Genomic DNA, 15,212 nt, shown 5'->3' with positions numbered 1-15,212 from the left:
CCTTTCTAATACGAAGCGATGCTGCCATCGGCGCGTGCTTCGGTTCCTCCATATAACGTTCCGTTTTCAGGATCACGCCATATGATTTGGCCGCGCCCGAAAGTGGATCTGTCTGCTTTCACTTCAATATCGTGTCCTTTGCGGATCAGTGCCTCCGCAATATGTTTGGGGAAATCCGCTTCCACATGGAATGTCTTTCCTTTGATCCATTGCCAGCGCGGCGCATCCAGGGCCGTCTGGGGATTGAGTCCGAAATCCAGCATATTCATGACAACCTGGGTATGCCCTTGCGGCTGCATGAACCCGCCCATGACACCGAACGGACCGATACCCTGTCCATCCTTTGTCAGAAATCCCGGGATGATGGTATGGAATGTTTTCTTCCCGCCTTGCAGACTATTGGCATGCCCCGGATCAAGACTGAAGTTATGCCCGCGGTTTTGCAGGGCGATACCTGTCCCTGGTACGACCAGTCCCGAGCCAAAGCCATGGTAGTTGCTCTGGATGAAGGAAACCATATTCCCATCGCTATCGGCTGTTGCCAAATAAACCGTTCCGCCGCTCTTTGGTTCCCCGGCTTCCGGTTCTTGTGCCGTTTCCCCGATTAGTGCCCTTCTTGCCGCTGCGTAGCTATCCGACAGCAAATCCTCCGCTGAAACCGGCATATGCCGCTCCTCGGTTATGTAAGCATGCCCATCTGCAAATGCCAGTTTCATTGCCTCCATCTGCTTATGATAGGTATCGATTGCTTCTTTTTCATGGAAAGAGAAACCTTTCAATATATTCAGCGCCGAAAGAGCGACCAAGCCTTGACCATTCGGCGGAATCTCCCAGACATCATAGCCACGGTAATTCACCGAAATCGGCTCCACCCAGTCCGGTTCATAAGCCGCCAAGTCCTCCTTCGTCAGGAAGCCGCCATTATCGGCAGAAAATTCCGCCATTTTATCAGCCAGTTCTCCCTTATAAAAGACATCCGCATCTGTCCGTGCTATTTGCCGCAGTGTTTCTGCGTGATCGGGCGATCTCCATATATCCCCGATTTTCGGATACTCTCCATTCGGGGCAAAGGTATCGAACCAGCCATTGTACATGGCATCGGTACAGGATGTACGGAACTTCCTATATGCACGTTCCCATAGCTTGGCAACTGTCGGTGTCACTGCAAAGCCATTTTCAGCATAATGAATTGCTGGCTGCAGTACTTCCACCAACGGCAGTTTCCCGAATCGCCTGCTGAGGGCAGCCCATCCGCCAGGTGCACCTGGTACCGTGACCGGCAAAAAACCATAGAGCGGCATCTCTTCATGACCCAGTTCCCTTACTTTATCAATACTGATCGAGTTTGGAGCCGGACCGCTGGCATTCAGCCCATAAAGCCTATCCTTGATCCAAACAAGTGCGAAAGCATCGCCGCCGATTCCATTGGATGTCGGCTCGACTACTGTCAGCATCGCGGCCGTCGCTATTGCTGCATCGACTGCGTTGCCGCCTTTTTTCAGCATATCCAGCCCGGCCTGAGCGGCAAGCGGCTGCGAAGTTGCCACCATCCCCTGCCTGGCAATGGTCGTCATTCGCTGCGAATGATACGGGTAATACAAATGATCTGTCTTCATTCTGTCTCCCCCTTATGTAAGAAGCCCGGGAATTCCGGGCTTATGACCATCCTAGCAGATGGTGGATGGCCTTTGCCACCCCATCATTTTCATTTGTATCCGTTTGATAGTCTGCGACTTCCTTGACTGCATCCTGGGCATTGCCCATCGCTACACCGCAGCCGACAGCTTCGATCATCTTGATATCATTCAAGCTGTCACCCATGGCGATGACCTGCTCCATCTTGATGCCGATCCGGTCACAAACCTTTTGTACCGCTTCGGCTTTATTGATGCCGACTGCGTTGACTTCGATATTCGTCGGACTGGAATTCGAAAGCTCCAGCTCGTCCTTATCGGACAGCGCTTTGACGATGGCTTCCCGTTTTGCATCATCAAATGTATCAAAGCCGAATTTCAGCCAGTCGTATTCCTCCATATTGGCAGGGAAATTACCGCGGAACACGTGCTCCGTGCTGACAGCCCAATAATGCGTGTCGTACTCATCGGCCAGCTGTTTCATTTTCTTGATCAAATCATCCTCTATCAGCACACGCTCCAGCAGCTCGCCGCCAGCAGTCCAGATTTCACTCCCATTCACCGTCACGAGAAAAGACTGCAGCCCAAGATCATCGGCATAAGGCTTACAAGTCCTGATACCCCGGCCTGTACTCAGGATGACATGGACACCTTCCTCCTGTGCCCGTTGTATCGCTTTGCGATTCGCCTCCGTCACTTCTTCCCGCGGATTGAGCATTGTACCGTCCATATCCAATGCGATCATTTTATATTCCTGCTGTCGTATGTTCCCAGCCATCCAATCTCCCCTTTATGTAAAAGCTTAATCCATATCCATTATAGTATAGCCGTTGTCATTTTTCCTTTCAGACCGATTCCAGTTGGCAATCAGCGCCGGCAATACTCGCCAATCCGAGAAACCCGGCACCCCTTCCAGCTTCCCGCCGAATAGGACCGGCTGCAATCCAGCATTTCTGCTTCCCATAATGTCATTCTCCACATGATCGCCGACAAAGATTGTCTCTGCAGCAGCAGCCTCCACCTCTGACAGTGCCAGCTCGAATATGGCAGGGTCCGGTTTTCGCAAGCCGACCGCTTCGGAAATGATCAAGCTTTGGCAATGCCAATACAAGCCAAGCTGCTCGATCACTTGCTGCTGAAGCAGCGCTGGTCCGTTTGTGACAATGCCCAATGTGTATGACATACTCAATTCCTGCAGCGTCTCCAGCGCATCCGGATATGCAACGGCAAACTGTGCCATCCTCTCGAAATAATCAGCAGTCAAGACCGGTTCCAAGCTGGTATCCAATGAAAATCGGATTAATAACTCACGATAGACAGCCGGCTTTTCCGCATATCCGCCTTGATCCAATTCAAGAAATGTTTCTGTAAAATCCGATGCACCGATGCCTTGAAATCCAGATTGAAATCGCTGGAATTGATCGGCGAGGAATCGCTGTAATGTAGTATGCCTGTCATGGATCGTTCCATCCAAATCAAAAAGAATTGCTTTCATTTTGTCGCTCCGTTTCTCTTTTCCTCCATCATACGACTTTCAGGAAAGATTGTCAGCACTGCAGTATACTAAATGATGGAGGTGGAGAAATGGTGTTGATGCATAAAGCCGTTCCCCCTTTCAGGACTAGCGTATTCCTCACGCTGTCAGTTTAGTATAAAAACAGAAAAAGCACGCCACTATCGGCATGCTTACCTTTTTTGCAGCTTTCCAAAAGATTCGTTTGACGCATAAAACCCGCTGCCTTTGCCCGTATACCGTGCCAGCTCTTCTTCCTCCTCCTTGGTCGCTTCCCCTCTGATACAAAGGAAATAGAGAATGCTTACATCCATTTCCGCATCTCCTCCGCTGCTCCCTGAACCGGCATGGTGATGCCGGAGCTCTTCCGCATCAGCCTCCATGCCCCATTTGATGTGATGATACAGATTTTCGAATGTCCTTTCTGCATCCGGCGTGATACTCTCTGCCATGTACTCCCGTTTCACTTCGTCGATATCATGCATCCGAATATATTCGATAAAATCTTTTCCATTCCCATAGAGGAAAAATTCCCCCCAAATCTCCGGCGTGCTCTCCCCTAACTGGAACAGCATTAAATATTTAATCTCAAAGCGAACTCTCTCTTCATCTTCTCGTTCCCCGCGCTCAGTGGCATCTTCCGTGATCTCCCCATCAAAAAAACGTAAACAGAACGCCTTGTAATCCTCTTCGAAATTCCTCATCACTTCCCATAAACGATGGATCTCCTTATCGAATAATTCCTTTTTGCGGAATATAGAAGCAAGTATGAAGAAGCGGAATAAAGCCCGGAAATGCATATTGATCTTTTTCTGGCTCCATTCATAATATTCCTGACGGAAAGCATCATTGACCCTTTCCAAATAATCGAAGTCCATTGCATTTCTCATTCTTTCGAAATGCTCTTCATCCACCAATGCCGTCGGTCTGACTTTCAGCGTATCCCATTGCAGCTGAAGCTGCTCCCGATGGCGATCGGGATTCTGCATCGGACGTTTTCGTGCTCCTGTGTTGTAAAAAACAGCAACCCCAACAAGAATAAAGACAACTGCTATCCCGATGACCGTTACCATACCATCCATCTGTTCTCCTCCTGCATAGAACAAATAAAGCTGACATTCCATCAGCTTTATTTGTTCCCATTAACTTTGCAATACACGCAACAGTTCTTGATTACTTTTTTCATCGGACAAGAGACCTTGCCCTTAGGAATGGCTGTCGAGTCGACATTCAAATGGACAGGCATCCTGCTGCACCTTCGGACAATTTGCTTGTATATGCTTTATCATATCATCCACTTCTCCTTTTTTCATGCCAGACGGATAAGCACCCTGCTGTGTGTACACAGGAGCTGCAGCCGCCAGCAAATCATGTATTGTATCCCCCATAGCGGTCATCATCTCTTTCCCTGGGTTCCTTCTTTTCCCTTGTCCTTAATTCACGGAATAAGAAAAACGCCCCTGCCGCACCAGAAAGAATAGCCAGCAGAAGAAACAGCGTATTGGTAGTGAATACATAGATCATCAGGAAGACAAGCCCCAGGATAAAGCATCCAAAATAGCCCGCTACCTTCATACGCCTCACTCCTTCCAATTGGTCTTGCTTTTATATACCCGTCAGCTGCTTGCTTTAAGCAAAAGGAAAGAGCATGCTTTTTGCATGCTCAGTGTGTGTGCACAATCGTTCCGTCCGGCCCGAGCAAACTGATTTCCAGTTCTATCTCCCGATTGATATCGTCCTCCAATGCATGTGCTTCCACGACATCCGCTGCCTCTCCCTTCACTTCCTCCCAGACCGGAAGCATGCGGTGATCGACTTCGGCAGCCGTTTCATTCCGGATGCGCAAGGTCATGATGCCTTCTGGCTCAAAAACCACGCCCACTACTTCATACGTATCATAAACAGCCAGTTCCTCGACAGCTGTATCGTTCACTTCTTCCAAAGCATGGCGGATCATCTCTTCATGGACTTCATTGTAGGGAACGGGATGGGTGGACCGATCGGTGAAAAAGAAAAGCAATCCGGCTATCACCATCGTCCCAGCTAAGACGAGTCGCAATCCAAGGCTTCGTTTCATCGGCAAACCTCCATTCCCTGCTACTATATGCAGTTCGGAGGTAAAACTTGTCCATAGAAAGAAGGAGCACGCGCCAAGAGCGTACTCCCTTCCTTTACTTATTCTTCTTTTCGTCTCCGTTTGAATGGCCACCAGTTCAGCTCGCCAAGTGTCGTGGCTATCGCCGGGATGAGCAGCGGCAGAATCACCAGACCATACAGCAAAAGACCAATGATGATGACTGTCGCAACTTCCAGCAGCGTCAAGACACCGGAAGGCATCATGGCAGCGAACGTACCAGCAAGGATGATTGCAGCGGTGATGATGACCCCGCCCATTTTCTTCATCGAATGAACCATGCCTGCCTGCAAATCATCACGTGCTTCTTCGGTGAATCGATCAAGCAGGAAGATCGAATAATCCACACCAAGCGAAATAAGGATCACGAAACTGAAGAATGGTACTGCCCAGCTTACGCCCGCATAATCCAAACCATTGACGAAAATCAATTCGGTAATGGAAATTGCAGTATAGTAGGTAAGCAGCAAGGAGCCGATCATGTATGCCGGAATCACCATGGAACGGAATAGCAGCGTCAGGATGATGAATAATCCGACCATCATGATGACCATGGTCCGGGAAAGATCGGTTGTAGATAGATCTTCCAGGTCAGCGTTGGTGCTTGTTATTCCGCCATAGACGATTTCTGCATTTTCATATGGCGTGCCCTTCACTTCTGCATCCACACGATCTTTGATTGTAGCAAGTGTCTGGATCGCTTCCTCGGAATATGGATCGGAATCCAATACAACATCAAGTGTGACACCTTCCCCATCGCGGAAGGAATACGTATCGATGCTCTCCTGGAAATCCCCCTCAAGGGCATCTTCCGGTATATACATACCAGTATCCCTGACAGTTTCGCTATCGCTGATATCACGAAGGGTATCCGATGCGGTCTGCAATCCGTCGGAAACTTGTGTCAGTCCTTCGTTAGCCGATCCTACACCATCGGCAAGCTGCTGCAGCGTTTCTGTCAATGTGCCTGCTTGCTCTTGCTGACCTTGCAATTGTGCATCAGCCTGTTCCAGACCTGATTGGATCTGCGTAAGCTGCTCGCTGATACCCGTCAGCTGGGCCGATGCCTGCTGGACATTGCCGGTTTGCTGTAATTGCCCTGTCACTTGCTGCAATGCTGCATTGACTTGACCAAGACCTTCCGTGGCATCGGATAGCCCACCGCCGCTGGATGAACCAGCATTGCCAGCCTGACCGGATATTTGATTCAGACCGTCCTGCACTTGTGTCAGACCGTCCTGCACTTCACCTATTCCATCGACGGCATCATTGATTCCATCGGCGATTTGACCAGTTTGGGAATCCACATACAAATCATCGATTTTTTCACCCGTTGGCTGTGTCGCTGTCCGGACTTTCTCCACGCCATCTATCTTGCTGATTGCATCACTCAGATTATCGAGATACGGCAGTGTATCTGCCGTCGTCAGGTTTTCATCATCATTGATCACGATCTGGATCGGCATTGCTTCGCCTTTCCCGATCGCATCACCAATAGCATTCAGACCTTTGATGCTGTTATAATCACTGCTGATTTCCTCGGTGGAATTGAAGGAAACCTGTTCATCGTACATAAGCACGAATGGTACTGTAATGACGGCAGTGATTGCCAGGAACAGCACAGGCCGTGCCACGGAATGTCGTCCAAGGAAATGCCATAGCTTATTATCGCCATGAGAGGCAGCTTTTTTGGACGGCCAGAACAGTTTCTCCCCGAGTGTCACCATGAACAGCGGCAGTACTGTCACAAGGACAATCAACAGTACGGCAACCCCCACTGCGACGCCGACTGCCGATTGGAAGATGGCGAACTTTGCGAAGAAAATCGATGCAAAGCCGACAAATACGGCAATCGCACTGATGAATAAAGTCCGTCCTGCTGTCCGGTATGCTGTGATGGTAGCTTCCACTTTATCATGACCGTTAGCCAGCTCCTCCCGGAATCGGCTGAGCAGCAGGATACAATAGTCGGTACCGATACCGAATAAAATCGCCACCAGGAATGTCTGGGTGAATGTCGATATCGGGAAGTCCAATGTGTCCACCAAAATGGCCAGTATGCCCTGACTGATCAGGTATGTAATCCCCACTGTGATCAATGGAACGAATGGTGTCACGATGGACCGGAATACAATCAAGAGAAGTGCCACGATGATGAATACCGTGATCAGCTCGGTTTTCTTCAAGCCTTCTTCCGATGTATTGGCAAAATCCTGGTTGATCAAGGAAGCACCTGTCACGTATGCAGTCGTATCCTCTGGTACAGCATCATAAATCTCATCTGCAATCCTTTCCACTTCAGCATCGGAGCCATCCACTGTAACAGGCATCATGACTGTCTTCTTGTCTTCGGACATCATCTGTTCCCGGATTTCCTGATTATCCGTCAGCGGCGTCGTGATTTCATCGACACCATCAATCTGTTCCACTTTGTCGATGACGCCCTGGATCATGTCCTCACTATCTTGATTCAGTGCTTCATCAAGCTCGAAAACGACGCTGATGGAATTGCTATTTTCCCCTGCATCCTCCAAAATGTCGCTCGCACGGATGGATACGGCATCCTCCGGCAGCTGCGTCTGCCCCTTATCGGAGGCCAACTGGGTCAAATTCGGTGAAAAAATAGTCAATCCAACCGCGATCAAGATGACCGCAATCGCTATGACCCATTTGAAACGAATGATTGTCCTCAATTTTCCTTCTCTCCTTTTTTAAGCTGTTCTTTTACATTCGTGAATATCCTGATGAAGGTTTCCACATCCTCATCCGCAATATGCTCAAAGACCCCGCAGAATCGATCATAAATGGCTTCCTCGGCTTGTCTCAGGATCTTTTCCCCTTCTTCGGTAATTTGCACAAGCTTCGTCCGCTTATCCCCTTCTGAATCGACCCATTCCACCCAGCCTTTCTCAAGCAGCTTTTTCAGCCGATTGGAAATCGCACTCTTATGTACTTGCTGTACAATCGCCAAATGTCCGGGTGAGGATGCACCCGACAAGCTCAATATTTTAATCAAGCTGACTTGCTGCGGTGAAATCTGGTTGAATACTTCATAAGCCGCACCCTTTTTATGGAATATTTCGGTTGCCATGAAGGATACCTCATTGAAAAGATCGATGGCCTCTTTCAATTTATCCAATATAGTTTACCCCCTATACCGATTCAGTTTATACCCTAAACCAAAAATAGTCAAACCTCTTCTTCCCGGAAATCATGACAATATGATCAGGCAAATATAGACAGTGAGCGAATCCACCCCATATTTACCCAAAATATAGGTACTCGAACCCTAAAGAATTTATTCCCATTACGGCAAGATTGCAAAAGTCCGTTTTTGGCACTGTACTTTTCCTAGTTATACCCTTTTCTTAGTTTATTAGGCGCGAAAAAGATCCGTGGAGAAACAAACAGTTTCGTCTATTAGCCGCAAATACGGGAAAAAGCGGACAGACCTTCCAGCTGGCTGTCGGAAATCGATTTTCACCGTATACACTCCCTCCCCAATCTGCCATCACCTTTACCTGGAAAGAGGATGGGACAAAAGTGTTTTAGCCAAATAAAAAACCGAACTATATTGCAAATCTTCATACGAAAATTTGCATAAGTTCGGTTTTTTGATTAGTTATCTATCCCAGCGTAGGAAGAATACGGAGACTCCTACGGGAACAGCGCGAGCTGAAGACCCCGCAGCAGTGGTGACCTTTCCACGAGGAGGCTGAGGCCGTGCCCGTGGAAAGCGGCGTGTCCTGCCGAAGCGGCGCTCAAGAATAAGGTTCGGTTTTAAGCACTGGAAAATTAGTTATGTCCCAGCCTCTTTTTTTCATTTCATGAATCGCAGACTCTGCTCCAACCATTGAATATATCCTTTTTCCCTTTCAATCGCCCTGGTCAGCACCAAATAATGCCCGAATTCAGGGGAAGAAAAATGCATATCCCCATCCAGCTCTGCTTCCATTTCCGCTAATGTTTTCACAAGCCCGTCCAATTTATGCTTGCGGCTGGCCAGCTGATTCGTGAATAGCTCCCTGGCTTCTGCTTCCTTCATACTCGAGATGAAAAAAGTCTTCAGCATGAATTCATCTTTATTGGAAACGCCGACTGCCTCCAGACGCTGCATCCATTCTTTTAATTCCTCGGCCCCCTTAACCGTCAGGCGATATAGCTTTTTCTCCAGCTTTTCCCCTTGGATCACCGTTTCGAATTCTATCAATTCTTCTGCGACCAATTTTTTCAGTTCCGGATAGATTTGACTGTGCTTTGCACTCCAAAATTGACCGAGTGCTCCTTTGAAGGCCGCCGCAATATCATATCCAGTCCGCTTTTCCTGTTCAAGCAGTCCTAATATTGCATATTTCAATACACGCATAGTGTTCTCCTTATCTGTTCGTTTGACATCAGTATATCATAGCGTTAAACTAAACATGTAAATAGTTACATGTTACATTTTACTTAATCAGGAGATGGACAAAATGACTCCTTCTTTGGAAAAAGTGGCTGCCCTTACAATCGATGTAGCCAAACCGCTTAGTGCGGGACAAACAGGATCAGGGCTGCGGCGCCTGATCCCGATTGAATCGGGTACGATCACCGGAAAAATCGAAGGCAGCATCCTGCCCGGCGGTGCTGACTCTCAGATCATCCGACCGGATGGGCGCACCGATTTGTCTGCTCGTTATGTCATCGAGACATCTGGCGGCGAGATCATATACTTGGAAAATAACGGTATAAGACAAGTGGATGCCGCCTATCGCGACCGCGCTGCCCAAGGCGAAATCATTGCGCCGGAACATGTTTATTTCCGCACAGTACCCACCTTTGAAACCGGCAGCGAACAATACCGCTGGCTCATGGATAAGATTTTCATCGGCGCAGCGACACGCTTGAAAGATCAAGTATTGCTGGACATTTATCAGGTCAATTGAGGAGGAATAAAAATGGAAGAATTCATTGGAAGTCATATGATTTATACGTATGAAAATGGCTGGGAATATGAAATGTATATCAAAAACGAGGATACGATCGATTATCGCATCCACAGCGGGATGGTAGGCGGACGCTGGGTAAAAGATCAAAAAGTCGACCTGGTCAAACTTACGGAAGGTGTATACAAGGTTTCTTGGACAGAGCCTACAGGAACAGATGTATCCTTGAATTTCATGCCGAAGGAAAAAAAGGATGCATGGAATCATTTTCTTCCCGAAATGGGTGCACGAACATCCGGAAATCACAGTCTGCTATCAAAATGATCATATTGATTTGATGCATGAATCCCGCGAGAAATATGAAACGTATCCGAAATATGTAGTTCCGGAATTTGCGGATATCACCTACCTGCATAATGCTGGTGCGAATAATGAGCGCATTGTGTCAGAAGCGCCTTATCCAGGCATGACAGATGACATCCGGGCCGGAAAGCTAAAATGATCCATACAAAAAGGCGGTCTGCTTGATGCAGCCGCCTTTTTTATCTTTCAACCGGAGTGCCTTGATGGAAAAGCAGCCGCCAGCCGCCTGGCTGATAGCGCCAGATGGAGCTTCGCAGCTGTTGTTGGCCTGATGCTTCATCACATGTCCTAAAGGTAGCCAGGACCGTGTCCTCCGACAGAATTCGTACATCGAAGTCCCTGATATCCAAATCGACTGTCTCCAATCCATTCGCAATGATATCAGCTTTGCTGAATGATCGCCCGGATGTTCCATGTTCCAGGAAGTCCTCTGTAAGCAGATTGCCGACAGTGTCCATCGAAGATCTTGTCTCATCCTCAAGCAACGATTTCTCCAATTGCAGGATCGTCTCTTTCACTTGCAGCTGTTCATCCATCTCGACTCGCCTCGCTTTTTCTTATAATTATATCCTTACGTCCATTCTATGAAAAGGGTTTCATTATACAACAAAAAAGAATCACTTCTCTGATTTGTATACAATGGCGAAAACTGGTACAGTATGAAACAGATGAGGTGACAAAATGGAATTCAAGAGAACACCGCTGGTTGCGGCACTATTGAGCTTTCTATTCACTGGCTTGGGTCAGTTCTATAATCGGCAGAATCTGAAGGGGACGCTCTTTATCCTGGTCAACTTGATCAATTTGTTCCTGATGTGGTTCGTAGTCGGTCTGTTCACATATTTCATTTTTTGGATCTATAATATTTACGATGCCTATAAAATGGCAAAACGCGCGAATATGAAGCTGGCCCGTCAGAGCGGACAAATCGAGCCTTCCACGAACTAAAAACAGCTGCCAACCCGAGGCAGCTGTTTTTCATATCGAGATCAGCGCTTTATGGAATTCATCATAGGAATGCGCCTCTAATAGCTTTTGGACATGTGCCGGGTGTTCGATGATGCGGACAAGCTGCTGATACATATCGGTAAAATCCTCGTCACTCTCTTTTTCCATACATAATAGGCAAATGAATCTGACTTGCTTACCAGACCAATCGATAGGTTTTTTCAAGGTACAGATGACCCATAGCGTTTCTTCCACGCTCGCTTCCAGCGGATGAGGCACAGCCACCAAATTCCCAAAGCAGGTCGGCGCCATGGATTCCCTTTCATACACCGCCTTGAGGAACTCCTCCCCCACCTTCCCCTCAGATTTCAGCACATCGGTCAAAAAGGTCAGCACCTCTTCTTTACTCTCCAATTCCTGCTGCAGGAACACATAGGCTGGCCTGATGTAACGAATCTCCTTACCGAAATGCAGGAACGCCTCCAGCTTTGCAATCGCCTCCTTATCCAAGATGACCGGGACATGTATCACAGGAATGGATATGGTCTCCGCTTCGATCGGTATCGTACTGATGATCAAATCGGCTTCCCATTCCTTTTTCCTAAGCAGGCGGTAATATTCGATTGTATCGATGATGTCGAGCTTATCCGAAAAAAGGGATTGCAGTTTATAACGGAGCAATTGAGCACTGCCTATCCCGGAGGCACAGACCAGCAGACATCTGATTTTCTTTCCTTTTTGTCTGCTTCTTTCCAGGGCTGCCCCGATATGCAGAGCCAGATAACCGATTTCCTCTTCTGCAAGCTGAATGCCGATTTCCTTTTCCACTGCGCAAGAGCCGATGATAGCAGCTTCGAATGCAAGCGGATAATGCCTTTTGATGTCCTCAAGCAGCGGATTTCGTACATTCATGCCATACAAATGCCGATGGACGGCCGGCTTCAGATGGATGCTCAATCCTTTCAGCAATTCCTGATCTTCCCGTAAGTCCATCCCTGTCTTTTCGTAAATCTCCGCCACGATTGCCTCTGCCAAATCCGGCATTCCAAGCTGCCCTTCCAATTTTCCCGCTGCAGCATACTCGGTCCCCATCAGATGAATGGTCATATAAGCCACCTCCACTTGCGGGAAAAACAGATGGAGCTCCGCTTCCAGCATGGCGGTCAGCTGGGCTGCCCCCCGGAATGCTTGCTGCTGGATGATTTCCTGCATCGCATCAGGAGCGAGCTCGACATATTGACCATCCTTGATCCGCCTGCAGGCAATCGCAATATGGGTAACCAGGTTCTGTACTGCCACATCCGAGAGCACCATCTGATTCTCCGTCACAAACCGATGTACAATATCATGCACTTGATGTATCTCGGCTTCGGAGATGATGGCTTCTGGCAAACCATACGCTTTCTGCCAACCCGTCTGCTTCGAAAAGAATGCCGACAGAAAATACCGTTTCTCCGTCTCCGTTCCCGCAATCCGAATGCCATGCTTCGGTCTTTTCTCCAGGTCCAGCCCCGATTGCTGCAGAAGCTGCCTCACTTGCTTCAGATCATTCTGCACTGTCGGAAAGCTGACAAAACAAGCCCGCGCCAAGTCTTCCATTTTAAGGAACCCATTGGATAAGAGCAGCAGCTGCAGAAGATGGTTCACTCTTTCTTCAGGTGTCTCCACCCTCGTATACAGCCGTTCCTGCTTCGCTCTGATAGCTTCTTGCAAATACGACTGAAAAAGCTTTTCTTCCGCGACGATCAGCCGATACCCCTGTCCCCTGATCGATTCGATCTTTGCATATTCCCCCGGCAATTCCTGCTGCAAAAGCTTCATGTCCGACCGAATCGTCCGCTCCGATACAGCCAGTCTCCTTGCCAGCTCTTCCGCCGTCACCGTATGTGGTTCAGATGATAGGAAAGTCAATAATTCCAAGAGCCTCGGTTGCAGCATACAGTTCCACCCCTTATCCTACATACCTATGCCAAAAAGGCGATCAAATGACCGCCTGTGCTTTAAGCTGACCCCCGGGCTGCTGATTGTTTCGCCAGCTCCTCCTGCAAATAAATGATTTCTTCTGCTAATTCCCGCACCGTCATGGCATTCATTAAATGATCCTGCGCATGCACCATCAACAGGCTCACAGTCGATTGTTCGCCGCCCGCCTCGGCTGTGATCAGTTCCGTCTGGATATGATGTGCCTGATTGATCGCGGCCTTGCTGGCCTGTATCTTCGCCTTTGCTTCCTCGAATGCATGCTGCCTGGCAAGCGCCATCGCTTCCATTGCATGGCTGCGGCCATCACCGCCGTGCAGTATCAACTGAAATGCTTTCTCTTCTATATTCATCACGTTCCTCCTTATCAGCTGCTGATCGGATCTGTTCCATCCTCGGATGCTGCCAATTCACGCTGCCTTGCTTCCTCTTCCTTCAGCTGGTTCTTTTCCAGGATACGAAAAAATGGATAATAGATCACCATGGCAATCACCAAGTTGATCAGCTGCATCACAGCACCGGAGATTTTCCCTCCAGTTGCCAAGTATCCTGAAATGATCGGAGGCATCGTCCACGGAACGACGATCCCAGCAGGTTTTGCCACCAATCCTGTACTCATCCCGATATAAGTCGTGATGACCATGACAAGCGGGACAGTGATGAATGGGATGATCATCAAGGGATTCAATACAATCGGCAGACCAAAGACGATCGGTTCGTTGATATTGAAAATCGCCGGACCTGTCGCCAGCCTGCTCAGCTGCTTATTCTGCTTCAGCTTTGCCCGCCATATCATGATGAGAACAAGCCCCAGCGTAGCACCTGATCCGCCGACATGGATGAATACTTCGAAAAACTGCTGTGTAAAAATATGCGGCAGCTCCTGACCGGCCGCGAACGCAGCAGCGTTCTCCCCGGTTGCTTTCAGCCAGATCGGAGTCATGATACCCCCTACGATATTCGCACCATGCAGGCCGCAGACCCACAGCAGGACAATCATCAGCTCCGCTAGGAAACTGCCGATGAAGGAAGAGCCGACAAGTGTCAGAGGTGATCCGATGATAGTCGAGATCAAATTATGGATATCCCCGAAAGGTGTCGCTTCGACCAGCAAACGGATGAGCCAGACAAGGATGATGACAGCAAAACCCGGAATAAGTGCAATGAAAGACTTCGCTACAGCAGGCGGGACTCCATCCGGCATACGGATGACGATATTCCGTTTGACAATGAACCGATACACTTCGGTTGCAAACATCGCCACGATCATTCCGACGAATAAGCCGCCGCTCCCAAGCAAGGATACAGGCACGAAATTCGCAGCTGTGCCATCGACTTCGAAGGGGCTGTATGGTGTCGCAAGCAAGAATGCCGCAAGTGCAATCGCACCAGAGGACAGCGGGTCCACGCCATCTGCTTCATAAGCTTGCGCCAGCCGGTACGCGATACCGAAGCAAGCGAAGATGGCCATGACATCGAACGTCACGTTGACGGGGTACTGCAGCTTCACACTCCACGACTCTCCGAAAATACCAGCCATGAAATCAGCGTAGCCCGGAATCGGCAGATTGGCGAGGATGAGGAATAATGATCCGACAATGATCAAAGGCATCGTCAGGATGATACCATCTCGCAGTGCCACTAAATGCCGCTGTGCTGCAACCTTCCCAGCAAACGGCATCACCTTCATCTCCAGAAAATCATTGAATCGCCCCATA

General features: G+C 48.7%; 16 protein-coding genes and 1 pseudogene. 3 read left to right on the top strand and 14 right to left on the bottom strand.

What is annotated here, in order from left to right; all coding sequences use genetic code 11:
- Window positions 1-5: 5 nt before the first annotated feature.
- From MHI54_RS12760 to MHI54_RS12715, 10 genes are all read right to left on the bottom strand, one after another.
- Window positions 6-1,616 (bottom strand): gamma-glutamyltransferase family protein, encoded by a 1,611-nt coding sequence (locus tag MHI54_RS12760; protein WP_340081674.1) that lies wholly within the window; start codon window positions 1,614-1,616, stop codon window positions 6-8.
- Between the two features lie 40 nt (window positions 1,617-1,656).
- Entirely contained in the window at window positions 1,657-2,412 is a 756-nt protein-coding gene (locus MHI54_RS12755) for a Cof-type HAD-IIB family hydrolase (protein ID WP_095216699.1), read from the bottom strand.
- Window positions 2,413-2,436: 24 nt separating this feature from the next.
- On the bottom strand, window positions 2,437-3,129 hold the full coding sequence (locus MHI54_RS12750; RefSeq protein WP_340081672.1) for an HAD family hydrolase: 693 nt from the start codon (window positions 3,127-3,129) through the stop codon (window positions 2,437-2,439).
- A gap of 191 nt (window positions 3,130-3,320) precedes the next feature.
- Window positions 3,321-4,229, bottom strand: a complete 909-nt coding sequence (locus tag MHI54_RS12745; protein ID WP_340081670.1) for a hypothetical protein — start codon at window positions 4,227-4,229, stop codon at window positions 3,321-3,323.
- A 123-nt stretch (window positions 4,230-4,352) separates the two neighbouring features.
- Complete coding sequence (locus tag MHI54_RS12740) at window positions 4,353-4,535, bottom strand: hypothetical protein (RefSeq protein ID WP_095216696.1); 183 nt, start codon at window positions 4,533-4,535, stop codon at window positions 4,353-4,355.
- Window positions 4,516-4,722 carry a hypothetical protein gene (locus MHI54_RS12735; RefSeq protein ID WP_095216695.1) on the bottom strand — a complete coding sequence of 69 codons (207 nt, stop codon included), beginning with the start codon at window positions 4,720-4,722 and terminating at the stop codon, window positions 4,516-4,518. The genes MHI54_RS12740 and MHI54_RS12735 overlap by 20 nt, the downstream gene beginning before the upstream one ends.
- A gap of 88 nt (window positions 4,723-4,810) precedes the next feature.
- Window positions 4,811-5,224: a hypothetical protein gene (locus tag MHI54_RS12730; protein WP_095216694.1), complete on the bottom strand. Its 414-nt coding sequence runs from the start codon at window positions 5,222-5,224 to the stop codon at window positions 4,811-4,813.
- Between the two features lie 98 nt (window positions 5,225-5,322).
- Window positions 5,323-7,974, bottom strand: coding sequence for an MMPL family transporter (locus MHI54_RS12725; protein ID WP_095216693.1), 2,652 nt, complete (start codon window positions 7,972-7,974; stop codon window positions 5,323-5,325).
- Window positions 7,971-8,420 (bottom strand): MarR family transcriptional regulator, encoded by a 450-nt coding sequence (locus MHI54_RS12720; RefSeq protein ID WP_095216692.1) that lies wholly within the window; start codon window positions 8,418-8,420, stop codon window positions 7,971-7,973. The genes MHI54_RS12725 and MHI54_RS12720 overlap by 4 nt, the downstream gene beginning before the upstream one ends.
- 681 nt (window positions 8,421-9,101) lie before the next feature.
- On the bottom strand, window positions 9,102-9,647 hold the full coding sequence (locus tag MHI54_RS12715; protein ID WP_095216690.1) for a PadR family transcriptional regulator: 546 nt from the start codon (window positions 9,645-9,647) through the stop codon (window positions 9,102-9,104).
- 94 nt (window positions 9,648-9,741) lie between these two features.
- On the opposite strand from MHI54_RS12715, the gene MHI54_RS12710 reads away from it, so the two are divergent.
- Both MHI54_RS12710 and MHI54_RS12705 read left to right on the top strand, forming a co-directional pair.
- A complete protein-coding gene (locus MHI54_RS12710; RefSeq protein WP_340081669.1) occupies window positions 9,742-10,203 on the top strand; it encodes a DUF3237 domain-containing protein in 462 nt (153 codons plus the stop codon).
- 12 nt (window positions 10,204-10,215) lie between these two features.
- Window positions 10,216-10,705, top strand: a pseudogene (locus MHI54_RS12705) (phenolic acid decarboxylase).
- A 40-nt stretch (window positions 10,706-10,745) separates the two neighbouring features.
- Here MHI54_RS12705 and MHI54_RS12700 read toward each other — a convergent pair.
- Window positions 10,746-11,102, bottom strand: a complete 357-nt coding sequence (locus MHI54_RS12700; RefSeq protein ID WP_095216687.1) for a DUF4440 domain-containing protein — start codon at window positions 11,100-11,102, stop codon at window positions 10,746-10,748.
- Between the two features lie 145 nt (window positions 11,103-11,247).
- Between MHI54_RS12700 and MHI54_RS12695 the strand changes: the two genes are divergently transcribed.
- Window positions 11,248-11,514, top strand: coding sequence for a hypothetical protein (locus MHI54_RS12695; RefSeq protein WP_095216686.1), 267 nt, complete (start codon window positions 11,248-11,250; stop codon window positions 11,512-11,514).
- Between the two features lie 30 nt (window positions 11,515-11,544).
- On the opposite strand, the gene MHI54_RS12690 is transcribed toward MHI54_RS12695, so the two are convergent.
- From MHI54_RS12690 to celB, 3 genes are all read right to left on the bottom strand, one after another.
- The gene (locus MHI54_RS12690) at window positions 11,545-13,452 is read right to left on the bottom strand and encodes a BglG family transcription antiterminator (RefSeq protein ID WP_340081668.1); all 1,908 of its coding nucleotides are present in this window, start codon (window positions 13,450-13,452) and stop codon (window positions 11,545-11,547) included.
- 62 nt (window positions 13,453-13,514) lie between these two features.
- Complete coding sequence (locus MHI54_RS12685; RefSeq protein ID WP_095216684.1) at window positions 13,515-13,847, bottom strand: PTS lactose/cellobiose transporter subunit IIA; 333 nt, start codon at window positions 13,845-13,847, stop codon at window positions 13,515-13,517.
- A 14-nt stretch (window positions 13,848-13,861) separates the two neighbouring features.
- Window positions 13,862-15,211, bottom strand: a complete 1,350-nt coding sequence (gene celB, locus MHI54_RS12680; protein WP_095216683.1) for a PTS cellobiose transporter subunit IIC — start codon at window positions 15,209-15,211, stop codon at window positions 13,862-13,864.
- Window position 15,212: the final 1 nt, after the last annotated feature.

The sequence above is a fragment of the Terribacillus sp. FSL K6-0262 genome, assembly GCF_037977385.1.
GTDB lineage: Bacteria > Bacillota > Bacilli > Bacillales > Amphibacillaceae > Terribacillus.
Note: the sequence above shows the minus strand (reverse complement) of the source record. Positions and strands in the feature narration are given on the sequence as shown.

What these genes read in the sequence shown, in the direction of transcription:
- MHI54_RS12690 (WP_340081668.1), bottom strand. Translation starts at nt 13,452, where the DNA reads ATGCTGCAACCGAGGCTCTTGGAATTATTGACTTTCCTATCATCTGAA.
- MHI54_RS12740 (WP_095216696.1), bottom strand. Translation starts at nt 4,535, where the DNA reads ATGGGGGATACAATACATGATTTGCTGGCGGCTGCAGCTCCTGTGTAC.
- MHI54_RS12685 (WP_095216684.1), bottom strand. Translation starts at nt 13,847, where the DNA reads ATGAATATAGAAGAGAAAGCATTTCAGTTGATACTGCACGGCGGTGAT.
- MHI54_RS12745 (WP_340081670.1), bottom strand. Translation starts at nt 4,229, where the DNA reads ATGGATGGTATGGTAACGGTCATCGGGATAGCAGTTGTCTTTATTCTT.
- celB (WP_095216683.1), bottom strand. Translation starts at nt 15,211, where the DNA reads ATGGGGCGATTCAATGATTTTCTGGAGATGAAGGTGATGCCGTTTGCT.
- MHI54_RS12695 (WP_095216686.1), top strand. Translation starts at nt 11,248, where the DNA reads ATGGAATTCAAGAGAACACCGCTGGTTGCGGCACTATTGAGCTTTCTA.
- MHI54_RS12755 (WP_095216699.1), bottom strand. Translation starts at nt 2,412, where the DNA reads ATGGCTGGGAACATACGACAGCAGGAATATAAAATGATCGCATTGGAT.
- MHI54_RS12730 (WP_095216694.1), bottom strand. Translation starts at nt 5,224, where the DNA reads ATGAAACGAAGCCTTGGATTGCGACTCGTCTTAGCTGGGACGATGGTG.
- MHI54_RS12735 (WP_095216695.1), bottom strand. Translation starts at nt 4,722, where the DNA reads ATGAAGGTAGCGGGCTATTTTGGATGCTTTATCCTGGGGCTTGTCTTC.
- MHI54_RS12715 (WP_095216690.1), bottom strand. Translation starts at nt 9,647, where the DNA reads ATGCGTGTATTGAAATATGCAATATTAGGACTGCTTGAACAGGAAAAG.
- MHI54_RS12710 (WP_340081669.1), top strand. Translation starts at nt 9,742, where the DNA reads ATGGACAAAATGACTCCTTCTTTGGAAAAAGTGGCTGCCCTTACAATC.
- MHI54_RS12750 (WP_340081672.1), bottom strand. Translation starts at nt 3,129, where the DNA reads ATGAAAGCAATTCTTTTTGATTTGGATGGAACGATCCATGACAGGCAT.
- MHI54_RS12700 (WP_095216687.1), bottom strand. Translation starts at nt 11,102, where the DNA reads ATGGATGAACAGCTGCAAGTGAAAGAGACGATCCTGCAATTGGAGAAA.
- MHI54_RS12760 (WP_340081674.1), bottom strand. Translation starts at nt 1,616, where the DNA reads ATGAAGACAGATCATTTGTATTACCCGTATCATTCGCAGCGAATGACG.